This window comes from Variovorax sp. 01T432 (assembly GCF_056398605.1).
Window position 1 is genome coordinate 1 of sequence record NZ_JBFTPS010000053.1, and the last position, 21,460, is coordinate 21,460.

At 63.0% G+C, this 21,460-nt stretch carries 21 protein-coding genes and 3 tRNA genes; 7 read left to right on the forward strand and 17 right to left on the reverse strand.

The window, feature by feature from the left end; genetic code table 11:
* The 11 genes from AC1DNF_RS28615 to trpE form a co-directional block, all read right to left on the reverse strand.
* A partial coding sequence (locus AC1DNF_RS28615) for a GTP-binding protein (protein WP_478150390.1) occupies positions 1-144 on the reverse strand: 144 nt, incomplete at its 3' end.
* Positions 145-218: 74 nt separating this feature from the next.
* Positions 219-293: transfer RNA gene (locus tag AC1DNF_RS28620), tRNA-Thr, on the reverse strand.
* A 44-nt stretch (positions 294-337) separates the two neighbouring features.
* Positions 338-411: transfer RNA gene (locus AC1DNF_RS28625), tRNA-Gly, on the reverse strand.
* A gap of 75 nt (positions 412-486) precedes the next feature.
* Positions 487-572, reverse strand: a tRNA-Tyr gene (locus AC1DNF_RS28630).
* A 158-nt stretch (positions 573-730) separates the two neighbouring features.
* Positions 731-1,432, reverse strand: coding sequence for a uracil-DNA glycosylase (locus AC1DNF_RS28635; protein ID WP_478152040.1), 702 nt, complete (start codon positions 1,430-1,432; stop codon positions 731-733).
* Positions 1,429-2,229 (reverse strand): indole-3-glycerol phosphate synthase TrpC, encoded by an 801-nt coding sequence (gene trpC, locus AC1DNF_RS28640; protein WP_478152076.1) that lies wholly within the window; start codon positions 2,227-2,229, stop codon positions 1,429-1,431. Before trpC ends, AC1DNF_RS28635 begins: the two co-directional genes overlap by 4 nt.
* A 15-nt stretch (positions 2,230-2,244) precedes the next feature.
* Entirely contained in the window at positions 2,245-3,270 is a 1,026-nt protein-coding gene (gene trpD, locus AC1DNF_RS28645; protein ID WP_478152041.1) for an anthranilate phosphoribosyltransferase, read from the reverse strand.
* Between the two features lie 19 nt (positions 3,271-3,289).
* Positions 3,290-4,396 carry a low-specificity L-threonine aldolase gene (gene ltaE, locus AC1DNF_RS28650; RefSeq protein WP_478152042.1) on the reverse strand — a complete coding sequence of 369 codons (1,107 nt, stop codon included), beginning with the start codon at positions 4,394-4,396 and terminating at the stop codon, positions 3,290-3,292.
* A 5-nt stretch (positions 4,397-4,401) separates the two neighbouring features.
* Entirely contained in the window at positions 4,402-4,986 is a 585-nt protein-coding gene (locus AC1DNF_RS28655) for an anthranilate synthase component II (protein ID WP_478152043.1), read from the reverse strand.
* The gene (locus tag AC1DNF_RS28660) at positions 4,983-5,372 is read right to left on the reverse strand and encodes a GxxExxY protein (RefSeq protein ID WP_478152044.1); all 390 of its coding nucleotides are present in this window, start codon (positions 5,370-5,372) and stop codon (positions 4,983-4,985) included. Before AC1DNF_RS28660 ends, AC1DNF_RS28655 begins: the two co-directional genes overlap by 4 nt.
* Positions 5,372-6,874: an anthranilate synthase component I gene (gene trpE / locus AC1DNF_RS28665; protein ID WP_478152045.1), complete on the reverse strand. Its 1,503-nt coding sequence runs from the start codon at positions 6,872-6,874 to the stop codon at positions 5,372-5,374. The genes AC1DNF_RS28660 and trpE overlap by 1 nt, the downstream gene beginning before the upstream one ends.
* A gap of 275 nt (positions 6,875-7,149) precedes the next feature.
* Between trpE and AC1DNF_RS28670 the strand changes: the two genes are divergently transcribed.
* Complete coding sequence (locus AC1DNF_RS28670; protein WP_478152046.1) at positions 7,150-7,740, forward strand: chalcone isomerase family protein; 591 nt, start codon at positions 7,150-7,152, stop codon at positions 7,738-7,740.
* Positions 7,741-7,752: 12 nt separating this feature from the next.
* On the opposite strand, the gene AC1DNF_RS28675 is transcribed toward AC1DNF_RS28670, so the two are convergent.
* Both AC1DNF_RS28675 and AC1DNF_RS28680 read right to left on the reverse strand, forming a co-directional pair.
* Positions 7,753-8,439 carry a phosphoglycolate phosphatase gene (locus AC1DNF_RS28675; protein ID WP_478152047.1) on the reverse strand — a complete coding sequence of 229 codons (687 nt, stop codon included), beginning with the start codon at positions 8,437-8,439 and terminating at the stop codon, positions 7,753-7,755.
* A gap of 340 nt (positions 8,440-8,779) precedes the next feature.
* Positions 8,780-9,139 (reverse strand): alpha/beta hydrolase, encoded by a 360-nt coding sequence (locus AC1DNF_RS28680; RefSeq protein ID WP_478152048.1) that lies wholly within the window; start codon positions 9,137-9,139, stop codon positions 8,780-8,782.
* A 231-nt stretch (positions 9,140-9,370) separates the two neighbouring features.
* On the opposite strand from AC1DNF_RS28680, the gene AC1DNF_RS28685 reads away from it, so the two are divergent.
* Positions 9,371-10,282, forward strand: coding sequence for a LysR family transcriptional regulator (locus AC1DNF_RS28685; RefSeq protein ID WP_478152049.1), 912 nt, complete (start codon positions 9,371-9,373; stop codon positions 10,280-10,282).
* 52 nt (positions 10,283-10,334) lie between these two features.
* Here the strand turns inward: AC1DNF_RS28685 and cfa are convergent, their stop codons facing one another.
* The 3 genes from cfa to mug form a co-directional block, all read right to left on the reverse strand.
* Positions 10,335-11,480, reverse strand: a complete 1,146-nt coding sequence (cfa, locus tag AC1DNF_RS28690) for a cyclopropane fatty acyl phospholipid synthase (RefSeq protein WP_478152050.1) — start codon at positions 11,478-11,480, stop codon at positions 10,335-10,337.
* A 163-nt stretch (positions 11,481-11,643) separates the two neighbouring features.
* Positions 11,644-12,474, reverse strand: a complete 831-nt coding sequence (locus AC1DNF_RS28695; RefSeq protein WP_478152051.1) for a metallophosphoesterase — start codon at positions 12,472-12,474, stop codon at positions 11,644-11,646.
* A gap of 3 nt (positions 12,475-12,477) precedes the next feature.
* Positions 12,478-13,008, reverse strand: a complete 531-nt coding sequence (mug, locus tag AC1DNF_RS28700; protein WP_478152052.1) for a G/U mismatch-specific DNA glycosylase — start codon at positions 13,006-13,008, stop codon at positions 12,478-12,480.
* Between the two features lie 242 nt (positions 13,009-13,250).
* Here mug and AC1DNF_RS28705 point away from each other — a divergent pair, with 242 nt between their 5' ends.
* Positions 13,251-13,937 carry a TetR/AcrR family transcriptional regulator gene (locus tag AC1DNF_RS28705; protein WP_478152053.1) on the forward strand — a complete coding sequence of 229 codons (687 nt, stop codon included), beginning with the start codon at positions 13,251-13,253 and terminating at the stop codon, positions 13,935-13,937.
* Positions 13,934-14,989, forward strand: a complete 1,056-nt coding sequence (locus AC1DNF_RS28710; protein WP_478152054.1) for a GlxA family transcriptional regulator — start codon at positions 13,934-13,936, stop codon at positions 14,987-14,989. Before AC1DNF_RS28705 ends, AC1DNF_RS28710 begins: the two co-directional genes overlap by 4 nt.
* A 72-nt stretch (positions 14,990-15,061) precedes the next feature.
* On the opposite strand, the gene AC1DNF_RS28715 is transcribed toward AC1DNF_RS28710, so the two are convergent.
* Positions 15,062-17,899: a 2-oxoglutarate dehydrogenase E1 component gene (locus tag AC1DNF_RS28715; RefSeq protein WP_478152077.1), complete on the reverse strand. Its 2,838-nt coding sequence runs from the start codon at positions 17,897-17,899 to the stop codon at positions 15,062-15,064.
* Between the two features lie 270 nt (positions 17,900-18,169).
* Here AC1DNF_RS28715 and AC1DNF_RS28720 point away from each other — a divergent pair, with 270 nt between their 5' ends.
* From AC1DNF_RS28720 to mctP, 3 genes are all read left to right on the forward strand, one after another.
* On the forward strand, positions 18,170-19,213 hold the full coding sequence (locus tag AC1DNF_RS28720) for an SLAC1 anion channel family protein (protein WP_478152055.1): 1,044 nt from the start codon (positions 18,170-18,172) through the stop codon (positions 19,211-19,213).
* Positions 19,214-19,761: 548 nt separating this feature from the next.
* Positions 19,762-19,941, forward strand: coding sequence for a DUF3311 domain-containing protein (locus AC1DNF_RS28725; RefSeq protein WP_478152056.1), 180 nt, complete (start codon positions 19,762-19,764; stop codon positions 19,939-19,941).
* Positions 19,941-21,437 carry a monocarboxylate uptake permease MctP gene (mctP, locus tag AC1DNF_RS28730; RefSeq protein ID WP_478152057.1) on the forward strand — a complete coding sequence of 499 codons (1,497 nt, stop codon included), beginning with the start codon at positions 19,941-19,943 and terminating at the stop codon, positions 21,435-21,437. The genes AC1DNF_RS28725 and mctP overlap by 1 nt, the downstream gene beginning before the upstream one ends.
* Positions 21,438-21,460: the final 23 nt, after the last annotated feature.

Genomic DNA, 21,460 nt, shown 5'->3' on the forward strand with positions numbered 1-21,460 from the left:
GTCGTAAGCCTTGGCTTCGCCGCCGAACTTCGTCGACAGCACCGTCGCAATCGCCGCCGTCAGCGTCGTCTTGCCATGGTCCACGTGACCAATCGTCCCCACGTTCACGTGCGGCTTGGTACGGGTGAATTTTCCTTTTGCCATTTTCTCGACTCCGAAAAATAACTAGATCAACACACTGATATGGAGCTGCAGCCCTCGGACTGCAACCCCAAAACTGGTGCCCATTGCGGGAATCGGACCCGCGACCTCTCCCTTACCAAGGGAGTGCTCTACCACTGAGCCAAATGGGCCTGTTCAAAATTCAAAATACCGCGCTTCGCGACGACCGAACTTCTGGAGCGGGAGACGGGAATCGAACCCGCGTCATTAGCTTGGAAGGCTAGGGTTCTACCATTGAACTACTCCCGCATGGCGGTGCGCCAATCGCTCCTAGATCACTCTGTCAATCGTCTTTCGAAACGCCTCGCAATATCCTTTTTTCGCTGGTGGAGAGGGCTGGATTCGAACCAGCGTACTCGTAAGAGGGCAGATTTACAGTCTGCTGCCATTAACCACTCGGCCACCTCTCCGGCGAACCTCGGAATATAGCACGGTTGCAGGGGCAGGTCGATGACAGCCCGAGACAAGAATCTCAGGCGTCGCGCGTTTACAACCCTGCAGTGCGCGACGCAGGCACACCGGGCGACGCCAGCAGTATTTTCAACAAAATCAATAGCTTACCCTCCAATCAGGCTTGATGAGCCTCGCGCCAGGCACGGGCTTGGCCGAAATGTCCACAGCCGATGAATGGCGCGGGCGGTCGCAACGCGGACAGAGGAGATGGGTGATTCGCCGTCAGAATTTTGTGACGGTCTGTATCGATCAGTGCCCGCTTGCTCTGGGCATGAGATCCCCACAGCATGAAGACGACGGGCTGCTCGCCGTGCGCAACTTGGCGGATCACGGCATCGGTCAGAACCTCCCACCCCCTGCCCGCATGGCTGGCCGGTTGGCCCTCCTCGACGGTCAGACAAGCATTCAGCAGCAACACGCCGCGAGTCGCCCATTTGACGAGGCTTCCGCCGGGTGTCGGGAACTTCGGCGGCGGTACGCCGAGATCGCGCTCGAGTTCCTTGAAGATATTGCGCAGTGACGGAGGCGGCGCCACGCCCGGGGCCACCGAAAACGCGAGCCCCTCGGCCTGGCCGCGCGCATGATAGGGATCCTGCCCCAGGATCACGACGCGAACCTCCCCGGGCGGGGTGAGTTCAAGCGCGCGCAGGGGCTGCGGTGGAAATATCACGGCCCCGGCTTCCAGCCTTTCCCGCAGAAAGCCCAGCAGCCTCTGACCGACCGGGCTGGCGAAGAATTCGTCGACCAGCGGCTGCCAGCCGGGAGCGACGGGCCAGCCGGCCGGATCGCAGCTCATGAGCTGGGTCTGCCCGCTCATTGGAACAATGCAGCGAGCGCCTCGCCGGGTTCCTTGGCCCGCATGAATGCCTCACCAACCAGAAAGGCCTGAACCCCCGCCGCGCGCAATCTCGCGACGTCTTCGCGCGTCGTGATCCCTGACTCCGTCACAAGCAGGCGGTCGGCGGGTACCTTGGCGAGCAGATCGACCGTTGTCTGTACCGAGACTTCGAAGGTACGCAGGTTGCGATTGTTGACGCCGATCAGCGGGGTCTTGAGCTTCAGTGCGCGCGCCAGTTCGGCCTCGTCATGGACTTCGACCAGCACCGCCATCCCGAGCGCCATCGCTATGGCCTCGAATTCGCGCATCTGCGCATCTTCCAGGCAGGCCGCGATCAACAGGATGGCATCGGCTCCCATCGCCCGGGATTCGTAGACCTGATACGCGTCAACGATGAAATCCTTGCGCAGCACCGGCAGATCACACGAGGCCCGCGCCTGCTTCAGGTAATCCACGCCGCCCTGGAAGAACTGCCGGTCGGTCAGCACGGAGAGGCAGGCCGCACTGATGCGGCCGTCGCCTTCGGCATAGCTTTGCGCAATGTCCGCCGGTATGAAGTCTTCGCGCAGAACGCCCTTGCTCGGGCTCGCCTTCTTGACTTCGGCGATGACGGCGGCGTGGCCGGCGGCGATCTTCGCCCGCAGCGCGCCGATGAAGTCTCGCGTGAGCACACGGCTTTCCGCATCGAAGCGCACGGCCTCGAGCGAGCTTCTCTTCTTCGACGCCGCGATCTCTTCGCGCTTGACTGCAACAATCTTGTCGAGAATGTCGGACATGGCTTTCTGCTCCATTTATGCGGTGGCCGTTGCCTTGATCAGTTCTGCCAGCTTGGCCTTTGCCGCACCGGACTCGATGGCGGCAGCCGCCCGCTCCACGCCCGCCGCGATCGAATCGACGACATTGGCCGCATAGAGCGCGGCGCCCGCGTTGAATACGACGATGTCCCGCGCCGCGCCGGCCTGGTTGTCCAGCACACCGAGCAGCATCGCCTTCGACTGCTCCGGCGTCTCGACGCGCAGCGAGCGGTTGCTCAGCATCGCAAAGCCGAAGTCCTCCGGATGCAGTTCGTATTCGCGGACCTCGCCGTTCTTGAGCTCGCCGACCATGGTGGCGGCACCGAGCGAAATCTCGTCCATGCCGTCGCGCCCGTAAACCACCAGCGCGTGCTCCGCGCCAAGCCGCTGCAGGGCGCGCACCTGAATACCCACCAGGTCGGCATGAAACACGCCCATCAGGATGTTGGGTGCGCCGGCGGGGTTGGTCAACGGACCCAGGATGTTGAAGATGGTCTTGATGCCAAGCTCCTTGCGCACCGGCGCGACATTCTTCATCGCCGGATGGTGGTTTGGCGCGAACATGAAGCCGATACCCACGTCAGCGATGCATTTCGCGATCTGCTCGGGTTTGAGGTTGATGTTGACGCCCAGCGATTCGAGCACGTCGGCGCTGCCCGACTTGCTGCTCACGCTGCGGCCGCCGTGCTTGCTGACCTTCGCGCCCGCCGCCGCGGCGACGAACATCGAGCAGGTCGAGATGTTGAAGGTGTGCGACCCATCGCCGCCGGTGCCGACGATATCCACAAGGTTCGTCGTGTCGGCGACGTGCACTTTGGTCGACACCTCGCGCATCACCTGCGCGGCGGCGGTGATTTCACCGATGGTTTCCTTCTTCACGCGCAGACCGGTGATGAGCGCCGCCATCATCACGGGCGAACACTCGCCGCTCATGATGAGACGGACGATGTGCAGCATCTCGTCATGGAACACCTCGCGGTGTTCGATGGTGCGCTGCAGGGCTTCCTGGGGTGTGATCGGCATGGTGGATGTCTCCCTCGGTTCAGTGGGTCGGGTTCAATGCAGGAGGATTGTCGGAAAGGTGTGGAGTTCCAGCATCAAAGAAGCTCCGGATGGCGCCGATGGCTCGGTCGATGCCATCCACGTCGACATCGAGATGCGTGGCGAAACGCAGCCGGTACAGGCCCGTCGCCAGGACGCCGTGCTCCTTCAGGTGCGCAAGCAGTTCCGCCGAGCGCGAACGTGCATCGCCTGTCAGGTCGACAAACACCAGATTCGTCTGCGGGACTTCGAACTGCAGTCCGGGGACGCCAGCCAGGCCGTTGGCGAGCCGACGCGCCAGGGCATGGTCCTGCGCCAGCCGGTCGATGTGGTGATCGAGCGCATACGAAGCCGCGGCCGCCAGCAATCCGCTCTGCCGCATGCCGCCGCCCGCCATCTTGCGGATGCGATGGGCGCGCGCAATGAACTCGCGTGACCCGCACAAGGCAGAACCGACCGGAGCGCCGAGGCCTTTGCTGAAGCAGACCGATACGCTGTCGAAGCAGCCAGCGATGCGTCGCGCTTCGACAAGCGGCTCGGTATGACGTTCCGCCGCCTGCGCCACGGCCGCATTGAAAAGTCGCGCGCCATCGAGATGGCGGGCCAGTCCCTTGCGTTGCGCAAGCTGAGTGGCCTGCTCGACATAGTCGAACGGCAGCAGCTTCCCGCCCAGCGTGTTCTCCAGCGCGAGCAGGCGCGATCGCGCGAAATGGGCGTCGTCTGGTTTGATGGCTGCTTCGATCTCGTCCAGCGCGAGCGTCCCGTCCGGCCGGTGATTCAGGGGCTGCGGCTGAACGCTGCCGAGCACCGCCGCGCCGCCGCCTTCCCAGCGATAGCAATGCGCCTGCTGGCCGACGATGTATTCATCGCCACGCTGGCAGTGCGACAGGATTGCACAGAAGTTGCTCTGTGTCCCGGTGGGCACGAACAAGGCCGCCTCGAAGCCGAGGAGCTCGGCGATTCGCGACTGCAGCGCGTTGACGCTCGGGTCGTCGCCGAACACGTCGTCGCCCACCGGCGCAGCCATCATGGCCTCCCGCATCGCGAGGGTTGGCTGCGTGACGGTGTCGCTGCGCAGGTCCACGAGGGTCGATGAAGAGGCAGGCATGCGGCTTACTCCAGGAAGTTCTTGAGCATGGCATGACCGTGCTCCGTGAGGATGGATTCGGGATGGAACTGCACGCCTTCGATGCGCACGGCGCGCTCGAAGCCGGTATGGCGCACGCCCATGATCTCGCCATCGTCGGTCCACGCGGTGATCGCGAGCTCGCGCGGGCAACTATCGCGCTCGATCGACAGCGAGTGGTAGCGGTTGACATGAAACTTCTCCGGCAGCCCCGCGAAGACACCTTCGCGCGTGGTCGTGATCTCGCTGGTCTTGCCGTGCATCAATTGCCGCGCGCGGACGATTGTTCCGCCGAATGCCGCGCCGATCGCCTGATGGCCGAGGCAAACGCCAAGGATGGGCAGCTTGCCCGCAAACGCCCGGATTGCCGCCACCGAAACGCCGGCTTCGGCCGGCGAGCAGGGCCCTGGAGAAATGACCAGTCGACCGACCCCGTCCGCGATGCGCTCGCGAAGTCCGTCAAGCGTGATCTCGTCATTGCGGTGCACCTCGACTTCCGCGCCGAGTTCCCCGAAGTACTGCACCAGGTTGTAGGTGAAGCTGTCGTAGTTGTCGATCATCAGGAGCTTCATGGCTTGACTCCGATCCGATGCACGCCCTTGACAACCGGAAACACATTGAAGTTGATGAGCAGTCCAAGGCGCAGCCCCGAAAGCCGCACAGCGGCCTGCGCCTGCGTCCGGTGCAGTTCGGTGAGCGTGTCGACCGCCTTGACCTCGACAACCAGCGACTGCTCGACGACGAAGGCTGCACGGCAGACCTCACCGAGCGGGCGGCCCTTGTAGCTGACCGAGACCGGCACGTTGCGCGCAAAGCCGATTTCGCGCTCGGCAAGCTCGATCTCCAGCGCGGCGGCATAGGCCTCCTCGGTCAGACCCGTACCCAGCACACGCTGCACCTCGACGGCGGCGCCGATGATGTCGTGCGAGAAGTCCTCGTTCTGAATTTCGTCAGTCATCATTCCAACCCTTCCTCGACCAATTCCGCAGCACGGAGCAAGGCGCGCGCCTTGGCCTCCGTTTCCTTCCATTCGAGCTCGGGCACCGAGTCGGCCACGACGCCTGCCGCCGCCTGTACGTGGAGCATCTGGTCTTTCACGATGCCCGTGCGGATCGCGATCGCCACGTCCATGTCACCGGCGTAGCTGATGTAGCCGCACGCACCGCCGTAGATCCCGCGCTTGGTGGGCTCCAACTGGTCGATCAATTCCATCGCATGCACCTTGGGCGCGCCCGTCAGCGTCCCCGCCGGGAATGTGGCCCTCAGCACATCGATGGCCGTCATCCCGTCCTTCAACATTCCTTCGACGTTGCTCACGATGTGCATCACGTGGCTGTAGCGCTCGACAGCGAAGGCTTCGGTCACCTTCACGCTGCCCGTCTTCGCGATGCGGCCGATGTCGTTGCGCGCGAGGTCGATCAACATGACATGCTCGGCCCGCTCCTTGGGGTCGTTGATCAGCTCGACCTCAGCCGCCTTGTCGAGTTCCGGCGAAGCGCCGCGGGGGCGAGTGCCGGCGAGGGGCCGGATGGTGATCTTCTGCTCGCCTGCGCCGACGTGCTCCTGACGCACGAGGATCTCGGGCGAGGCGCCGACCACGTGGAAGTCGCCCAAGTGGTAGTAATACATGTACGGCGAGGGATTGAGCGAGCGCAACGCGCGATAGAGCGACAGCGGCGACTCCGTGTAGCGCTTGCTGATGCGCTGGCCAACCTGTACCTGCATGAAGTCGCCGGCCGCAATCAGCTCCTTGGCGCGCTCCACAGCGGCGAGGTAATCGGCCTTGGCAAAGCTGCGTTCGGGCGGATGGGCCTGCGTGGGCTTGACCTGAGGCGCGCTCACCGAATACTTGAGCTGATCGCGCAACTCGCGCAGGCGGCGCCTTGCGTTCGCGTAGGCCTCGGGCTGGCCCGGATCGGCGTAGACGATCAGGTAGAGCTTGCCCGAGAGGTTGTCGATGACCGCGAGTTCCTCGCACTGCAGCAGCAGGATGTCGGGGCAGCCCAGCGTGTCGGGAGGACAGCTCTTCTCGAGCTTCTTCTCGATATGGCGGACCGTGTCGTAACCGAAGTAGCCGGCAAGGCCACCGCAGAAGCGCGGCAGGCCTGGACGCAGCGCAACCCTGAAGCGCTTCTGGTAGGCCGAGACGAAATCGAGCGGATTGCCCTTGGCCGTTTCGACGACCTTGCCATCGGTCACTACTTCGGTCAGCGCCGCGTCGCCGAAGCCGCTCGCGCGCAACAGCGTTCGCGCAGGAAGGCCGATGAAGCTGTAGCGGCCGAAGCGCTCGCCGCCTACGACCGATTCAAGGAGGAAGCTGTTCTTGCCGCTGTCCTTGATGTATGCGAGCTTGAGGTAGAGGGAGAGAGGCGTTTCGAGGTCGGCAAAGGCCTCGACCATCAGCGGGATGCGGTTATAGCCCTGTGCGCTGAGGCTTTTGAATTCGAGTTCAGTGATCACGGGTTGGGTCTCCGTCGACCAGACGACGCTTGATGGCCGCTGGCGGTGTCATTCGGGCGAGTGGCCGGTCAGGAAGACTGAGGGCCGCGGGCGCACGGCAGGCGCCGTGCAATCAAACAGGCAACGACGATGGCGTGCGCCAAGGCCAGGCTCCCCGGCTGCCTTGACCTGTCTGAATGACGTGATGAATGAACATGAAGTGGGGAGTTTAGCCGAGGGACAAGCGAAGTACAAAAAGATACATTCGGCGCTTTTGCTGTCACGGAGTTTTCTGGATGCCTCTCACCGCCTTCCGGCGCCTGTGCGCGCTGACCTTCTTCGCCATCGTGCCTCTTGCCGCCTCGGCCGCCCAGGTCGATGTCGCCGGCGTCAAGCTCGACGATGCGGTCGACGTGGGCGGCAGCAAGCTGCAGCTCAACGGTGCCGGCGTTCGCTACAAGGCCGTCCTCAAGGTCTACGCCGCCGGCCTCCACCTTGGCGCCAGGGCCTCGTCGCCGGAGCAGGTTCTCGCCGCCCCGGGCGCCAAGCGCGTTGCCATCACTATGCTGAGAGACATCGAGGCCAACGAATTCGGCAAACTGTTCACACGGGGTGTGGAAGACAACTCCCCGAGAAGCGAGATGTCGCAATTGATCCCCGGCCTGCTGCGGATGGGCCAAGTATTTGCAGATCAGAAACAGCTGAAGACCGGCGACACCTTCACCATCGACTGGATTCCGGGCGCCGGGACGGTGATCACCATCCGGGGCGTGCCGCAGGGCGAACCGATCAAGGAGCAGGCTTTCTTCAACGCGCTGCTGCGCATCTGGCTTGGCCAGACGCCGGCCGACTGGAAGCTCAAGGATGCCCTGCTCGGAAAGGGCTGACGGTCTGGGCCCTTAAGGCAGGCGACCGAGTTCGGCCAGGGAATCGACAAAGCCGTCGGCATCCACGCCCCGCACCGGCTCGCCGTGGTTGTAGCCATAGCTGACCAGCACGACGGGGCAGCCCGCCGCCCGCGCCGCCAGCGCGTCGTTGCTCGAATCGCCCACCATCAAGGTCCGCCCGGGCCTGCTTCCCAGGGCCTCGCAGGTCTTCAGGAGGGGCAGCGGATCGGGCTTCTTGCGCTCGAAGGCGTCGCCGCCAAAGACCTGATCGAAGTACCGATCAAGCCCCTTGGCGGCCAGCAACGGGCGCGCAAAGGCGGTGGGCTTGTTGGTCAGGCAGGCGAGCCGCAACCCGCGCTCGCGCAAGGCGGCGAGTCCCTCGACGACACCCGGATAGACCTCCGAGTGAGAGCCGTTGACCGCGAGATAGTGATGCTGGTACCGGTCCCAGGCCTTCTCGAACAAGGCCTCGTCGCCCGCGGGCGCCGCACCGACGCGCTGCAGCACGGAGTGGATGAGGTGCTCCGAGCCCTTGCCGACCATGGTTGCGACAGCCCGTGCGTCGACGCGCGATAGCGCCAGATCGTCGAGCATGTGGTTTAGCGCCACGACAAAATCACCGACCGTGTCCACCATGGTCCCATCAAGATCGACGATCGCGGCGTCAAGATTGGAAGAGTCGAAGCGAATGAAGTTCAAGACAAGCCCATGGAGTTGCGAAAAGCGCCAAACGCGCACCGGAACGCGGCGAAATCCGAAGTCTGCGAGGCCCTGATCGCCTCGCCAGGGCCGCGCGGTGGCCGCTGCGCATTTGACCGCAAGTCCAGCACTGGCATCACTATGGCCGATATTGTGCGCATCTGGCGATGGCGGTCGACGTTTGCGGCGATAGCATGAACCGAGGCTCAGGCCGCCCCCCGTCGCCAGCCACGACTCGCTCAGATGAACGGCGGCCGACGGCCACAACCAATTGCAACGGAGCGCCGCAAGTGCCCAACATGGCGGACATTCACCACGTTTGTCGGAAGACCGTATGAGATCAGGTGCCTGCCTGGCCGATCGTTCGGATCTTCAGACTGCCGTTCGTGTATTGAGAAGGCACGACGCTATTGACGAAAGCCTTTCCGTCGACATTCTGATTGGGGCGGTGGGCGGCTGCAACGGCTTCATCGCGAACCACCGAGCTGTCCTTCGAAGCGGGCAAGGCCGGAGCAACGCCCGCCGAAGCGGATTCGCCGTATGCGTTGCCAGCGGAGGTCGCCCGATTCGCCGCTGCGGCGGCATCGACGCGACTACCCCCGGCAGCCACTTGGTGAACTCCGTCATAAGTCTCGGCTTGGGCTCCGACAGCGGAGAGAACAGTAAACACGGTAATGACAATAGTTTTCAAGGTCTTCATCTCACAGTCCTTTGGGACAGCAGGTCAGTTGATTCGAACCGGCCCTGCGCGACGGCCTGGGGCCAGCGCACCACTCGCTTGGGGCCTTGCTCACTCGGGCTTGCCGGAGTGCCTGCCCGAGGCATTGATTCTGAATCGGCAATTGCGCCATAAGTCGCGCAGGATCGAATCACCCCGTTCGTGCCCTCGAAACAAAGAGCACTGCCAATGCACACATGATGGAAGAAGCACATGGATAGTCTCGAACTCATCAAGGCGTTCCGGGAAGTGGCAGCAAGCGGCAGCTTCTCGCACGCCGCCACACGACTCAACATGTCGAAAGCCACGGTGAGCAAATACGTGGCGGAACTTGAGACGCGCTTCGGCGTGCGTCTCTTCAATCGGTCCACGCGCTCTGTGAGCCTTACCGACGCAGGCAATCTGTTGCTGGAGCGCAGCAAGCCGGTGCTGGAAACGATCGAGGTCACGCGGGCCGAACTGAAAGACCATGCGAGCAAGCCGCAGGGTCGTCTGAGAATCTCGGCATCGCATGACATGGGCCATGGCCATGTTCCCAGTCTGCTCGCGCAGTACATGGGCTACTACCCCGAGGTGCACATCAGCCTGCACTTCACCAACGGCATCGTCGACCTCGCCGAGGAAGGCATCGACGTCGCGCTGTGCTTCGGCCCCGTCACCGACGAAAGCCTGATCGTGCGGCCTCTGCTTCTCATGGAACTGGTGGTCTGCGCATCTCCGGCGTACTGGAAGAAGAACGGCAAGCCCAAGCACCCGAGCGAATTGTCGCGACACGCCGCATTGACGAACTTCAGCCGAGGGCAGCAGCCGATCTGGGGTTTTCAAGTCGACGGCAAGCCACTCGATGTTGCCGTCCAGAGCCGCATGCATGCGACCGAGGTTGCGCCCCTGATCGAAGTGGCACTGCAGGGCTTCGGCGTGCTGTATATACCCGCGCTTCTGGTGCAGTCGCGCATTGACAAGGGCGAGCTGGAGACGGTCCTGCAGAAGAACGTCCGTAGCGACATGTGGCTCTCGGCCGCCTACCTGCAACGACGCTACAACAGCGCCGCACTACGCGCATTGCTGGATTTTCTTGCGTCGCGGATCAAGAGTGTCGGCAAGACGGCAAAGGGGGCGCCCTGAACCGCCGGGAAGTCGATAGCCGAAGACCGTCGCCGCAGAAAGCGCCGGTCTCTCAAAGGGCTTCCCGCTGGTACCCGCCCGGAATTCCATCCTTGGACAGAACCCATTGCCAGAGTTGAATGTCTCGCGCCCGAAAGGCGCCCGCGCAGGACAGCAAGTAATAGCGCCACATGCGGTAGAAGCGATGACCTAGCTGCTTTTCAAAGCGGGACCAGGCCGCCTCGAAGTTCGCGTACCAAGCCATCAGTGTCTTGTCGTAGTCCGCGCCGAAGTTGTGGACATCCTCGACCACGAACAGATCATCGAGTGCGTCGCCGATCTGGCCGACGGAAGGGAGATCGCCGTTCGGAAAGATGTACTTGTCGATCCAGGGATCCGGTGTCGATCTGCGCTGGTTCTTTCCGATCGTGTGAAGCAGAAAGAGACCGTGCCTGGGCAGGCACCGATGAGCCACTTCCATATAGGTTCGATAGTTCTTGCGACCCACATGTTCGAACATTCCGACGCTGACCACTGCATCGAAGTGCTCATCGACCTCACGGTAGTCCTGAAGACGGAACTCCAGCGGGAGATGTCGATAACGCCGCCTCGCCCATTCAACTTGCTCCTTGGATATCGTGACCCCGACCGCCTCGACGCCGTATCTCTCGGCCGCGAATGACATGAAGCTTCCCCAGCCACAACCGATGTCGAGCACCCGCATTCCAGGGCGCAGTCTCAGCTTGCGGCAGATCAGATCGAGCTTCGCCTCCTGGGCTTGCGCGAGGTTGCCGGCGCTCGCCCAATAGCCGCACGTGTACGTCATGCGCGGGTCGAGCATTGCGGCATAGAAGTCGTTGCCGAGGTCATAGTGAACCTCCGCGACCGCTTTCGCCCGCCGCTGACTTTGCAGATTGAGCAACTTGGCTGCGACCACATGTCCGATGAGGCGCAGCGGCTTGACCTGATCTGCGAGCCGGGACTCGAGCAGCCGGCAAAAGAATTGATCCAGCCGATCGCACTCCCAGCTCCCGTCCATGTACGCCTCTCCGAGGCCCAGGTTGCCGCTGGACAAGGCTCGCTGCGGCACGTCGGCGCGTATGAGCCTCATGTCCCAGGGATCGGTCCCGTTGAGCCGGATGGAAGCCATGGCGAGCAAGTCCGCCGCAGATTTGTAGACACCCGTGCGTGCTTGTTCGCCAGCAAATTCCATTTCCATTCCCTAACGCATGAATGAGGCGCAGTGGGTCCTGTATGCCCACGCGGAGATCGACTTCGGGCCGATCCGATAGATCCGGGCCGCCCTGCGGCCGCCAGACAAAATGGTAGATCGGTTCGATCTCGCTGGACTGCCGATGTGGGCAGTGAAGCTGCCAAACAACCTATGTTTCAGGCCATTGCACGTGCTCATCCGCGGTCGCGGTCGGGGCGACATCCAGCTCGATAACCAGATGCTCATCGAACTTCGGGTTCTCGGGTTGCCCCGTGCCCATCGGGTCATCCCGCCGGGTGTAACCCCTGGCATTGCAGACAACGCGGGTGCGACCGATTCGATAGTCAAAGCTGTCGTGCGTGTGTCCGTGAAGCCAGAGCGCGGGTTGCCACTTCAGGATTCGATCGTCCAGGTCGGACACGAAGCACGCGTTCACAGCCGATCCTCGAAATTGCGGGCTGATGCTCTTGAGGCTGGGAGCGAAGTGCGTCACCACCACCGTCGGGCCGGCATGAGGTCGAGCGAAACACGCTTCCAGCCAGGCAACCGACTGCAGGAACAGGAGTTGTGATACGGCTGGCGTGAAGAGCTCGGCAAAGTCAGGCGCCAGGCGGATGCGGGAAAAGTCATGGGTGAAGCCGACGGCATCTGCGATGCCCTTGTCTCGGGCTTGCGGCGAATCGAAGATGCGGAAATCAGACCACAGCGTGCAGCCCAGGAAGCGCACGCCCTCGTGATGCCATTCGGAACACTCGAGGATATGGACTTGTGTTCCGCTCGCGAGGGATCGCAACTGCGCGTATGTCGTGACCAGGTCGCTTCCGTAGAACTCATGGTTGCCCGCGACGTAGATGGTCGGGATCGAAGCGGCCTTGGCCCATTCCATGGCCCGCCCGGGGCGGGATAGATCCCCAGCCAGTACCAGGACATCCGCATCGACCGCGGGGAACGGCAGTGCGCCCACCGACAGGTGCAGGTCTGAAAGCAGAGCGATGCGCATGGCTCAATCTTGCCCGCCGAAGGCCCGCAAGCGAAGCTCTCGATAGGCGAACACCAGCTGGTCCAGGCTGAACCCGCGGTTGAGGCCACTCGGATTGGGAAGCACGCAGACGGAAGCGCCGCCCCACGTGGTGCGCTGGTCTCCCCAGTCGATATCCTTGCGCGCGCTCAGGGCTGCGTAAGCCGCCTTTCCAAGAAAGGCAAGATGTTCAGGCGCTGCGCGCTCCACCTTCTCGCGCAGCGAACGAGCAGCCCGCGAGAACTCCTGTTGGGAGATCTGGTCTGCCCGCGCGCTCGGCCGCGCCACCGCGGTCGTCAGCCCGCAGCCGTACCTCAGGAGCTCGCGATCGTGGAGCGGGTCGAGTTGCTTCGGTGTGAACCCGGCGGCATGCATCACGCGCCAGAAGCGATTCCCACGCCCCAGAAAGTGGTGCCCCGCTGCGGCGGCACAGACGCCAGGATTGATGCCGCAGAACAGCACCTTGAGACCCGGCTGGAGAATATCCGGCAGACCGGCGACAGTGGGCTCCTGCACGATGGATTCCTGTGTGTCGGCAAGGCGCGAGCGGAGTGTCCCGTTTCACATGCCGGCCGTGCCTCGGTAGGGTTTTCGTTCGCGCCAGTCTAGGCGAGCGAGCCTCGACTCCCCTGTGCGATGCCAGTTGAAAGCGGCCAAGCTCGGTTGATTTCTGGCCAGCATTCAACACGCGGCGACCGAAGGCATGGGACCTGGTGGCCTTGCAAGCCGAGGGAGACCGATCTGTCTACAATCCTTCGATGTCAACTTCAACTGCGCAACTCGCCGAGGATGCACTCCCGTCTCGGAAGATCTTGATGACGGCGCATGACCTCTTCTACCGGGATGGCATTCGCGCGACAGGGATCGACAGGCTCATCGCCGAATCCGGCGTGGCCAAGAAGACCTTCTACAGGCATTACCCGAGCAAGAACGATCTCGTCCTCAAGTTCTTGGACTATCGGCATGCCAACTGGATGGAGTGGTTCGAGGAGGCACTCGGGCGCCATGGCGGAAGCCCCGAGGCCATTGTCCCGGCCCTCCGCGAATGGTTCAGCACCGAGAACTATCGCGGCTGTGCCTTCATCAACGCCGTGGTCGAACTGGGAGACAGCCTCCCGGAGGCAGTCGCCGTTTCGCGGCGGCACAAGGCGGACATGGTGACCATCTTGCGAACACTGTTGCCCCGGACGCCGACAATGGCGCTGCAGGCACGAGCGCTTGCCGTGGGTATCGACGGGGCCATCGTGACGGCTCAATTCGGAGAGCCTGTCGAAACGGTGCTTGCCAGCCTGGCCGAGCTTGTGGAAGGCATGCAGGCCAAAGCCACTGCGACAGCAGCAGCAGCAGCAGCAGCAGCAGCAGCAGCGAGCAAAGTCAAACCCGGGATTCGTCGACGAAATGCCTATTCGCTGAATCCCGTTGCAGGAAAGAAGGTCAAGAAATGAAGCTGGCCATCGTTGTGGTGGATGGGGTGCAGGCGCTGGACGTCGCGGCTCCGATGGATGTCTTCGCCGAGGCGAACAATTTTCTTCCTCCGGATCAGCAGTATGAGATGACGCTCATCGGCATGCATTCCGGGAGCGTGCGTTGCGCCAACGGGATGGAACTCAAGGTCGACGTCGGCTACTCGCAGTACGAGGACCGACCCGACCTGCTCCTTGTCGCGGGCGGCCCCAAGCTTCCGGACCTGCATCCTGCACCCGACTTTCTTCATTGGCTGGGGGCGAAGGCACAGGAATCCCGACGCTTCGGCTCCGTCTGCAACGGCGCGTTCCTCCTTGGCCACGCCGGATTGCTGAACGGCAAGTCGGTCACGGCCCATTGGCACGACGTCGATCGTCTCATCGCCCAGTTCCCGAGGGCGCGCGTGCGGCCGGACAAGATCTTCGTCCGTGATGGCAGTCTGTTCACCTGTGCAGGCGTCACGGCCGGCGTCGACCTGTGCCTGGCCCTGGTGACGGAGGACTGGGGCCACGAGATGGCGCTGCGCATTGCCAAGCGGCTGATCGTGTACATCCGCCGCGAAGGAGGCCAGTCGCAGTACAGCCCGTATCTGGCGGTGGGCCCGAAGGAAGAGACCATCGTCGCGAAGGTACTGCGCTACGTCACGGACCATATCAGCGAGCAGTTCTCCATCGAGCAGCTTGCCGACGCCGTGGCGGTCAGCCGGCGGACTTTCTCGCGCATCTTCGCCAAGGACGCGAATATGACGCCTTCGGCGTTCGTGGAGCAGGTGCGGGTCGATTTCTCCCGCAAGTTGCTGGAGGAGACTGACCTGCCGCTGAAGACGGTCGCGTTTCGATGCGGCTTCCATAGCGGCAACCACATGCGCGTCATCTTCACGAGGCGCCTCGACACCACGCCTCGGGAGTACCGTCAGCGATTTCGCGGCGAGGAGGTCGCAGAGGCACAGGAGCCGGCCTTCGATCTGTCGGCGGTCGCCCGTGTCCGCGGCGCCCTCATCGCTCCCCGGCTCCAAGGGGCCATGCCTCAATAGACGCTGCCCCGCTTCGCGGGGCTTGCCGGTTCGCCGCACAAAGCGCACCGGACTCGCTTTGCATGACTGCGCCTACTCCAGCAGTGCGAATGTCAGCAAGCTCTCCTGCTGCGCGGCATGGCCCGCCGCATCTCCCGGCGCCGTGGAGGCAGCCTCGGGAGCTCCCGCGTACCGCAACAGCCTGACGCCCATCAGGTTCGCGATCCGTGGAGCGACGAAACTCCAGGAACCCTGGTTCTGCGCCTCTTCCTGACACCACACGACCGTCCCCGCGTTGGGGTAGCGTTCCAATTCGGCCTGCAATTCACTTGCGGGAAAGGGGTACAGCTGTTCAAGACGAACAATGGCGACGCCGCTGCGGCCCAGCAGCTTGCGGCGTTCCGCGAGCTCGTAGTAGACCTTGCCCGTGCAGACCACCACCCGGAGGATCGCCGCCGGGTCGCAGCCCGATGAATCGCCGATGACCGGCTTGAACGCGCCTCGGGAGAGATCTTCCAGATTGCTGGTCGCCTCGGGATGACGCAGAAGCGACTTGGGCGTCATGACAACCAACGGCTTCTTCTCGGGCAGCAGCGCCTGTTCCCTCAGCAAATGGAACATCTGCGCCGGCTCCGTGGGCTGGCACACGCGCAGATTGTCCTGGGCGCAAAGTTGCAGATATCGTTCGAGGCGCGCCGACGCGTGTTCAGGACCCGTGCCTTCCTGGCCATGGGGAAGCAGCAGAACCAATCCGCTTCGCTGACCCCACTTGGCCTCGCTGGCCGAGAGAAACTGATCGATCACAACCTGGGCGCCATTCGCAAAGTCGCCGAACTGCGCCTCCCACAGCACCAGCGCCTCGGGACGCGTGATGGAGTAGCCGTACTCGAAAGCCAGGACGGCGGCCTCGGACAACACCGAATTGGTCGCCCGAAAGCGGCCCTGCGAGACACCCACATGCTCGAGAGGAACATAGGTTCCCTCCGAGCGCTGCGCCCGGCTCTGGTCGTGCAGCACCGCATGGCGGTGACCGAAGGTCCCTCGCCCCGAGTCCTGCCCCGTCAGGCGAACGTCGATGCCGTCGGCCAGAAGTGAGGCGAACGCCAGATGTTCGCCCATACCCCAGTCGAGGGGACGGGTCCCCGCCGCCATCTCGCGCCGCCCTTCGATGACCCTGGCGACCAGGGCGTGCAGTTTCAGAGAAGCAGGAATGTCGACCAGGCTTTTCGCCAGATCCAGCATGCGCCCGGGCGTTGGCGGGAGGGGCCGCGGGCTGGACGCGCTTGCAGGCGGACTCGGAATCCTTGCGATCGGCTTGGCCGTGGAACTCCGAGCGGCTTCCAATGCGGCGCGATGGACCCGAACGAGCTCCTGCGCCTCGCCGGCACGCACGACCTTCTCGCTCTCGAGCCGTTCAGCGTACAGCGCGCGAACGCCAGGATGCGAGGCGATGGCCCGGTACATCAGCGGCTGAGTCATCGTGGGCGTGTCCTGCTCCTGGTGGCCATGCCGCCTGAAACAGACCAGCTCGATGAAGACGCTCCGGCCAAACGTTGCCCGGTACTCCAGTGCAAGCTGAGCGGCGAACACGACAGCCTCGGGATCGTCGCCATTCACATGCAGCACCGGCGCCTCGATCATCTTGGCGATGTCCGTGCAGTAGAAGGAGGAGCGGGCGTCCCTGGGATCGGATGTCGTGAAGCCAACCTGGTTGTTGAGCACGACGTGCACGGTTCCACCTGTCGCATGGCCGCGGACGTAGCTCAGGTTGAGCGTCTCGCTGACAATTCCCTGGCCAATGACGGCCGCATCGCCATGGATCTCGACCGGAAGGATCGCACTTGCCGGTATGCGCAGTTGCTCGGATTTCGCCCGTGCGATGCCCTGAACCACCGGATTCACGACTTCAAGATGAGAGGGATTGAAGGCCAACAGCACCTCCACGGATCCCGCGCCGGCCTTGACCGAGCCAGTGAATCCCTTGTGGTACTTCACGTCTCCCGCCAGCAAGTCCCGATCGGCCTGGCCTTCGAATTCCCGGAACAGCGCATGCGCGGGCTTTTCGGTGACATTCAGCAGCACGTTCAACCTCCCGCGATGGGCCATTCCCATGACGACGTTGCTGATGCCTTTCGCGGCACCCCCTTGCACGAGCTCATCCAGCAAGGGGATCAGAGACTCGCCACCTTCGAGCGAGAAGCGCGTCTGCCCGACATAGCGGGTGTGCAAGTATTTCTCCAGGCCCTCCGCGACCGTCAGCCGCTCCAGGATGCGACGCTTTCTCTCCGTGGGAAACGACGGCTTTGCGCGCGTCGACTCCAGGCGAAGTTGCCACCAGTTGCGCTGCGCCTCGCTCCCCAGATGCATGAACTCGCAAGCCAAAGTGCCGCAGTACGTGGCCTCGAGCGCGGCGTGGAGCTCCGCCAGCTTGTTGTCGTGCTCCCAGAAGAACGAGCCCTCCATGCTGAACGTCGCCTGCATGTCCGCCTCGGTCAGCCCGTAGTAGGCGGGCGATAGCTCGGGCATGGATGTCGAGGGAGTCCACTGGAGCGGGTCGAGCCGAGCCCGCCGGGAACCGACCATGCGGTACGCCGCGACGAGCGATTGCACGGCGATCTGCTTCCTTGCCAATGCCAGGGCGCCGGCCTTCGACGCAGGCCGCTGGCCCTGCTTCGCCATCGCCGCGAAGCGGGTGACGACCGGGCCATGGGCGACGTCACTGATGTCGGTTCCGTCGACAGCGGGTGTCGCACGCAAGGCATCGAAATAGCGGCGCCAGTCCGGAGCAACCGAAGCGGGGTCACTCAGGTACTGCTCGTACTGGTCCTCGATGTAAGGCGCGTTCCCGCCGTGGAGAAACGACGTCGAACGGTTGCGCTTCAACGCATCGTCCGGCTTCACATCGATCCGCTGGGCTGCATGCAGGCTCATTCGACACACCTCTTTGTTCCTGACAACGAGCAGCCAGTCTAGGTAGTGCCGCGCCCGCGTGGTTGTGTCGATGGGCCCGGGTTGGGCCATGCGTGACCGGTTTCTGGACAAGGTCGCGTCATCGAAGATCTGGCCGAAAAGCGCACGCCAATGGCTTGAACCCAAGCTCACCGCATGCGCGTGCGCGAGGTGCCGCCCATAGACTTGCGCGCTTCATTCTGGGAAGTCGTTCTTCCAGGAGTCAAGTCGGGTGCCGATTGAAGAGCCGTCATGCGGCTCTGCGTCGGTGACTCGTTCGCGTCGATCCAAGGAGTCAATATCAGTACAGCAAAAGCGCTGAGCCCAGCGGGAAATCCTCGGCAAGCATCCGTCAAACATCTGCCCGTCAATCTCTTTGCCTCGGTGATGGGGATATCCGGGTTGAGCCTGGCCTGGCGCCAGGCCAGCCATCAGTTCTCCCTCAGTCCTCTTGTGGACCATGCGCTCGGCGCCATCGCCGTGGCGATCTTCGTGCTGCTGTGCATCGCCTACGCGGCCAAGGCCATCATGTATCCGCAAGCCGTACGCGGCGAATTCCGGCATCCCATCGCCGGAAACTTCTTCGGTACGGTGACCATCGCCATTCTGCTGATCTCATCGGTGGTGGCGCCATTCAGCGCCCGCGCATCCGAAGTCATCTGGAGCATCGGCGCGGTGTCCACGATCGCGTTGGCCTTCACCATCGTGAGTCGGCTGCTGCGAGGAAAAGTCGATGCGGGCCACGCGGTTCCTGCATGGCTGATCCCGGGAGTCGGAACGCTGGACATCACGGTCGCCGGCGGCACCATGCCGATGGCTTGGGCGCATGAAGTCAACCTGTTCGCCTTGGCGGTGGGCACCATGGTCGCGATGGTCTTCTTCACGATGATCATGTCCAGACTCATCCACCATCACGAAAAACTGGCGAACGCGATGGTGCCGTCCCAGATGATTCTGCTTGCGCCGTTCGAAGTGGGCTTCCTTGCCTATACGAGCTTCTTTCAGCGGGTCGATACCTTCGCGGCCATGCTCTTCTATTTCGGCCTGTTCATCTTCTTTTCTCTGGTCTTCAAGGTCTTCAAGCGAAGCATCCCCTTTGCAGCCGGATGGTGGGCGTTGAGCTTCCCGCTGGCCGCCCTCAGCAATGCCGCTCTTCGCTATGCGGAATACGCCCACTATCCGGCCGTGACTGCGCTGGCCGTCGGTCTTCTGGCATTTCTCAGCGTGGTGATTGCGATCCTGTTGTGCCGAACGATACGGATCACGCTCAACGGGCAATTGCTCAGCCCCAGTTGAGTGATGACTCAAAACCGATGACGCTTGTCCCAAACACGCCTTGATGAATGGTCCGTCGAGAGAGGCGCCCATCTAGACTCAATTCGGCGCCCACGACTTCCCTTCAGTGCGAAGTCCGGTATTCACCTGATGAACCTTTGATGACCATGTCCAACCTCCCTTCTCCGAGTCCCACCGAAGTCAATGCCAGCGATGAAGAGCAAGGTGCCCGAGAGCAAGGCGGAGAAGGCACTCGAAAGCCGGATGTCGTCGCATTCAGCGAATGGGACCAGATCGGGAATTGCAGTTGCCTGGATCAGGTCAAGGCGGCCGCCCCCAGAGATACCCGTCAACGCCGAACAACGCCTGCCGCGCGGTAGCGCGCTCGAAGCGTCGCGGGGTTTGGGGGCCTTGGGTGTCCGATGCGTTGGCGCACTGCCGGGCTCATCCTCGTGAGGCCGCCTGAGGTGCCGCCAGATGGGCAGCCGCGAGGGCAGCCCGCCAGCCGGCGCTGAGAGCTTCACCGGGTCCCGCCCGAGCCTTTCATTTCACCTCCAAGGACGAACACCATGCGAGCGTTGCTCCTATTGCCCTTCATCGGACTGCTGTGGGTCCGGTTCTACAACGCCGAGACACCCACGCTGTTCGGATTCCCCTTCTTCTACTGGTACCAGCTCGTATGGGTGCCCGTCACCGCGCTGCTGATCTGGATCGTCTACCGGCACCACTACGAAGAGAAGGACGAATGATGAGCGGCCAGATTCATTGGACCGCGCTGGCGGTCTTCGTGTTCTTCTTCGTGCTGGTCACGGTTCTCGGCTTCGTCGCTTCCAAATGGCAGACCGGAGGCGAGCAGAAGGATGCACATCTCGACGAATGGGGGCTCGGCGGGCGGAACTTCGGTACGTGGATCACGTGGTTCCTGGTCGGCGGCGATTTCTACACCGCGTACACGGTGATCGCGGTGCCCGCCCTGGTGTATGCGGTAGGGGCCTATGGCTTCTTCGCACTGCCCTACACGATCCTGGTCTACCCGATCGTCTTCGTCGTCATGCCGAGACTCTGGCACGCGGCTCAGAAGGCCGGCCACGTCACTGCCGCCGACGTCGTCTACGGGCGCTACGGCTCGCGCGCATTGGAACTTGCTGTCGCGGTAACGGGCGTTGTCGCCACAATGCCCTATATCGCGCTGCAGCTGGTGGGAATGGAGGTCGTGATCAAGGCTCTCGGGCTGACCGGCGAACTTCCCTTGGCCGCCGCATTCATCATCCTCGCGCTCTACACCTACAAGGCAGGCCTGCGCGCACCCGCGCTTATCGCCTTCGTCAAGGATCTGATGATCTACATCGTCGTGCTGGTGGCCGTGGTTCTCGTGCCCAGCAAGCTCGGCGGCTATGGCCACGTGTTTCAGGCGGCGGGGGAGGCATTCGCGGCCAAGGGTGGCGCGACAGGCTTGACCCTCAAGCCCTCGCAGATGCTTCCTTACGCCAGTCTTGCCATCGGTTCGGCGCTGGCGGCATTCATGTATCCCCATACGCTGACCGGCATCTTCGCAGCCAGGAGCGCCAGGACGATTCGCAAGAACGCGGTGTTCCTGCCGGCCTACACCGTGCTGTTGGGCTTGATCGCGCTGTTGGGTTACATGGCCTATGCGGCCAAGCTCTCCGTCAAGAGCAACAACGACGTGGTCCCCGCGCTGTTCAACGCCCTCTTTCCGCCATGGTTTGCTGGCTTCGCCTTCGCCGCCATCGCGATCGGAGCACTCGTTCCGGCCGCCGTGATGTCGATCGGCGCGGCTAATCTGTTCACCCGCAACTTCTGGAAGGCCTACGTGCGACCGGACACGACCCCGGCCGGGGAAGCGCAAGTGGCAAAGATCGTGTCGCTGGTGGTCAAGGTCGGCGCGCTGGTGTGCATCCTGTTCCTGCCGACCCAGTTCGCGCTCGACCTCCAGTTGCTCGGCGGGCTCTGGATCCTGCAGACCTTCCCGTCGGTGGTCTTCGGTCTGTTCTTCAAGTGGTTCCGCGCGCCGGCTTTGCTCTGCGGCTGGCTCGTCGGACTCGTCGGCGGCAGCTGGCTTGCGTTCTCGGATGGAATCAAGCCCGTGCATACCTTTGTCATCGGCGGCAGCGGCTATGCGTTGTACACCGGCCTCGCGGCGTTGGCGCTGAACATTCTCGTGGCCGCAGTGGTGCAGGCACTGCTGGGCAGCAAAGAGACTCGATCGGGGCTCGAGACGGCATAGTCTGCGCGTCGGAAACGAAACGC

Excerpts from the sequence above, each read along its gene's own strand:
- ltaE (WP_478152042.1), bottom strand. The coding sequence starts at position 4,396 with ATGCCTGCCTCTTCATCGACCCTCGTGGACCTGCGCAGCGACACCGTC.
- AC1DNF_RS28720 (WP_478152055.1), top strand. The coding sequence starts at position 18,170 with ATGCGGCTCTGCGTCGGTGACTCGTTCGCGTCGATCCAAGGAGTCAAT.
- AC1DNF_RS28710 (WP_478152054.1), top strand. The coding sequence starts at position 13,934 with ATGAAGCTGGCCATCGTTGTGGTGGATGGGGTGCAGGCGCTGGACGTC.
- AC1DNF_RS28635 (WP_478152040.1), bottom strand. The coding sequence starts at position 1,432 with ATGAGCGGGCAGACCCAGCTCATGAGCTGCGATCCGGCCGGCTGGCCC.
- mctP (WP_478152057.1), top strand. The coding sequence starts at position 19,941 with ATGAGCGGCCAGATTCATTGGACCGCGCTGGCGGTCTTCGTGTTCTTC.
- AC1DNF_RS28685 (WP_478152049.1), top strand. The coding sequence starts at position 9,371 with ATGGATAGTCTCGAACTCATCAAGGCGTTCCGGGAAGTGGCAGCAAGC.
- AC1DNF_RS28705 (WP_478152053.1), top strand. The coding sequence starts at position 13,251 with ATGTCAACTTCAACTGCGCAACTCGCCGAGGATGCACTCCCGTCTCGG.
- trpD (WP_478152041.1), bottom strand. The coding sequence starts at position 3,270 with ATGCCGATCACACCCCAGGAAGCCCTGCAGCGCACCATCGAACACCGC.
- AC1DNF_RS28725 (WP_478152056.1), top strand. The coding sequence starts at position 19,762 with ATGCGAGCGTTGCTCCTATTGCCCTTCATCGGACTGCTGTGGGTCCGG.
- AC1DNF_RS28655 (WP_478152043.1), bottom strand. The coding sequence starts at position 4,986 with ATGAAGCTCCTGATGATCGACAACTACGACAGCTTCACCTACAACCTG.
- trpC (WP_478152076.1), bottom strand. The coding sequence starts at position 2,229 with ATGTCCGACATTCTCGACAAGATTGTTGCAGTCAAGCGCGAAGAGATC.
- AC1DNF_RS28695 (WP_478152051.1), bottom strand. The coding sequence starts at position 12,474 with ATGCGCATCGCTCTGCTTTCAGACCTGCACCTGTCGGTGGGCGCACTG.
- cfa (WP_478152050.1), bottom strand. The coding sequence starts at position 11,480 with ATGGAAATGGAATTTGCTGGCGAACAAGCACGCACGGGTGTCTACAAA.
- AC1DNF_RS28660 (WP_478152044.1), bottom strand. The coding sequence starts at position 5,372 with ATGACTGACGAAATTCAGAACGAGGACTTCTCGCACGACATCATCGGC.
- AC1DNF_RS28715 (WP_478152077.1), bottom strand. The coding sequence starts at position 17,899 with ATGAGCCTGCATGCAGCCCAGCGGATCGATGTGAAGCCGGACGATGCG.
- AC1DNF_RS28670 (WP_478152046.1), top strand. The coding sequence starts at position 7,150 with ATGCCTCTCACCGCCTTCCGGCGCCTGTGCGCGCTGACCTTCTTCGCC.
- AC1DNF_RS28680 (WP_478152048.1), bottom strand. The coding sequence starts at position 9,139 with ATGAAGACCTTGAAAACTATTGTCATTACCGTGTTTACTGTTCTCTCC.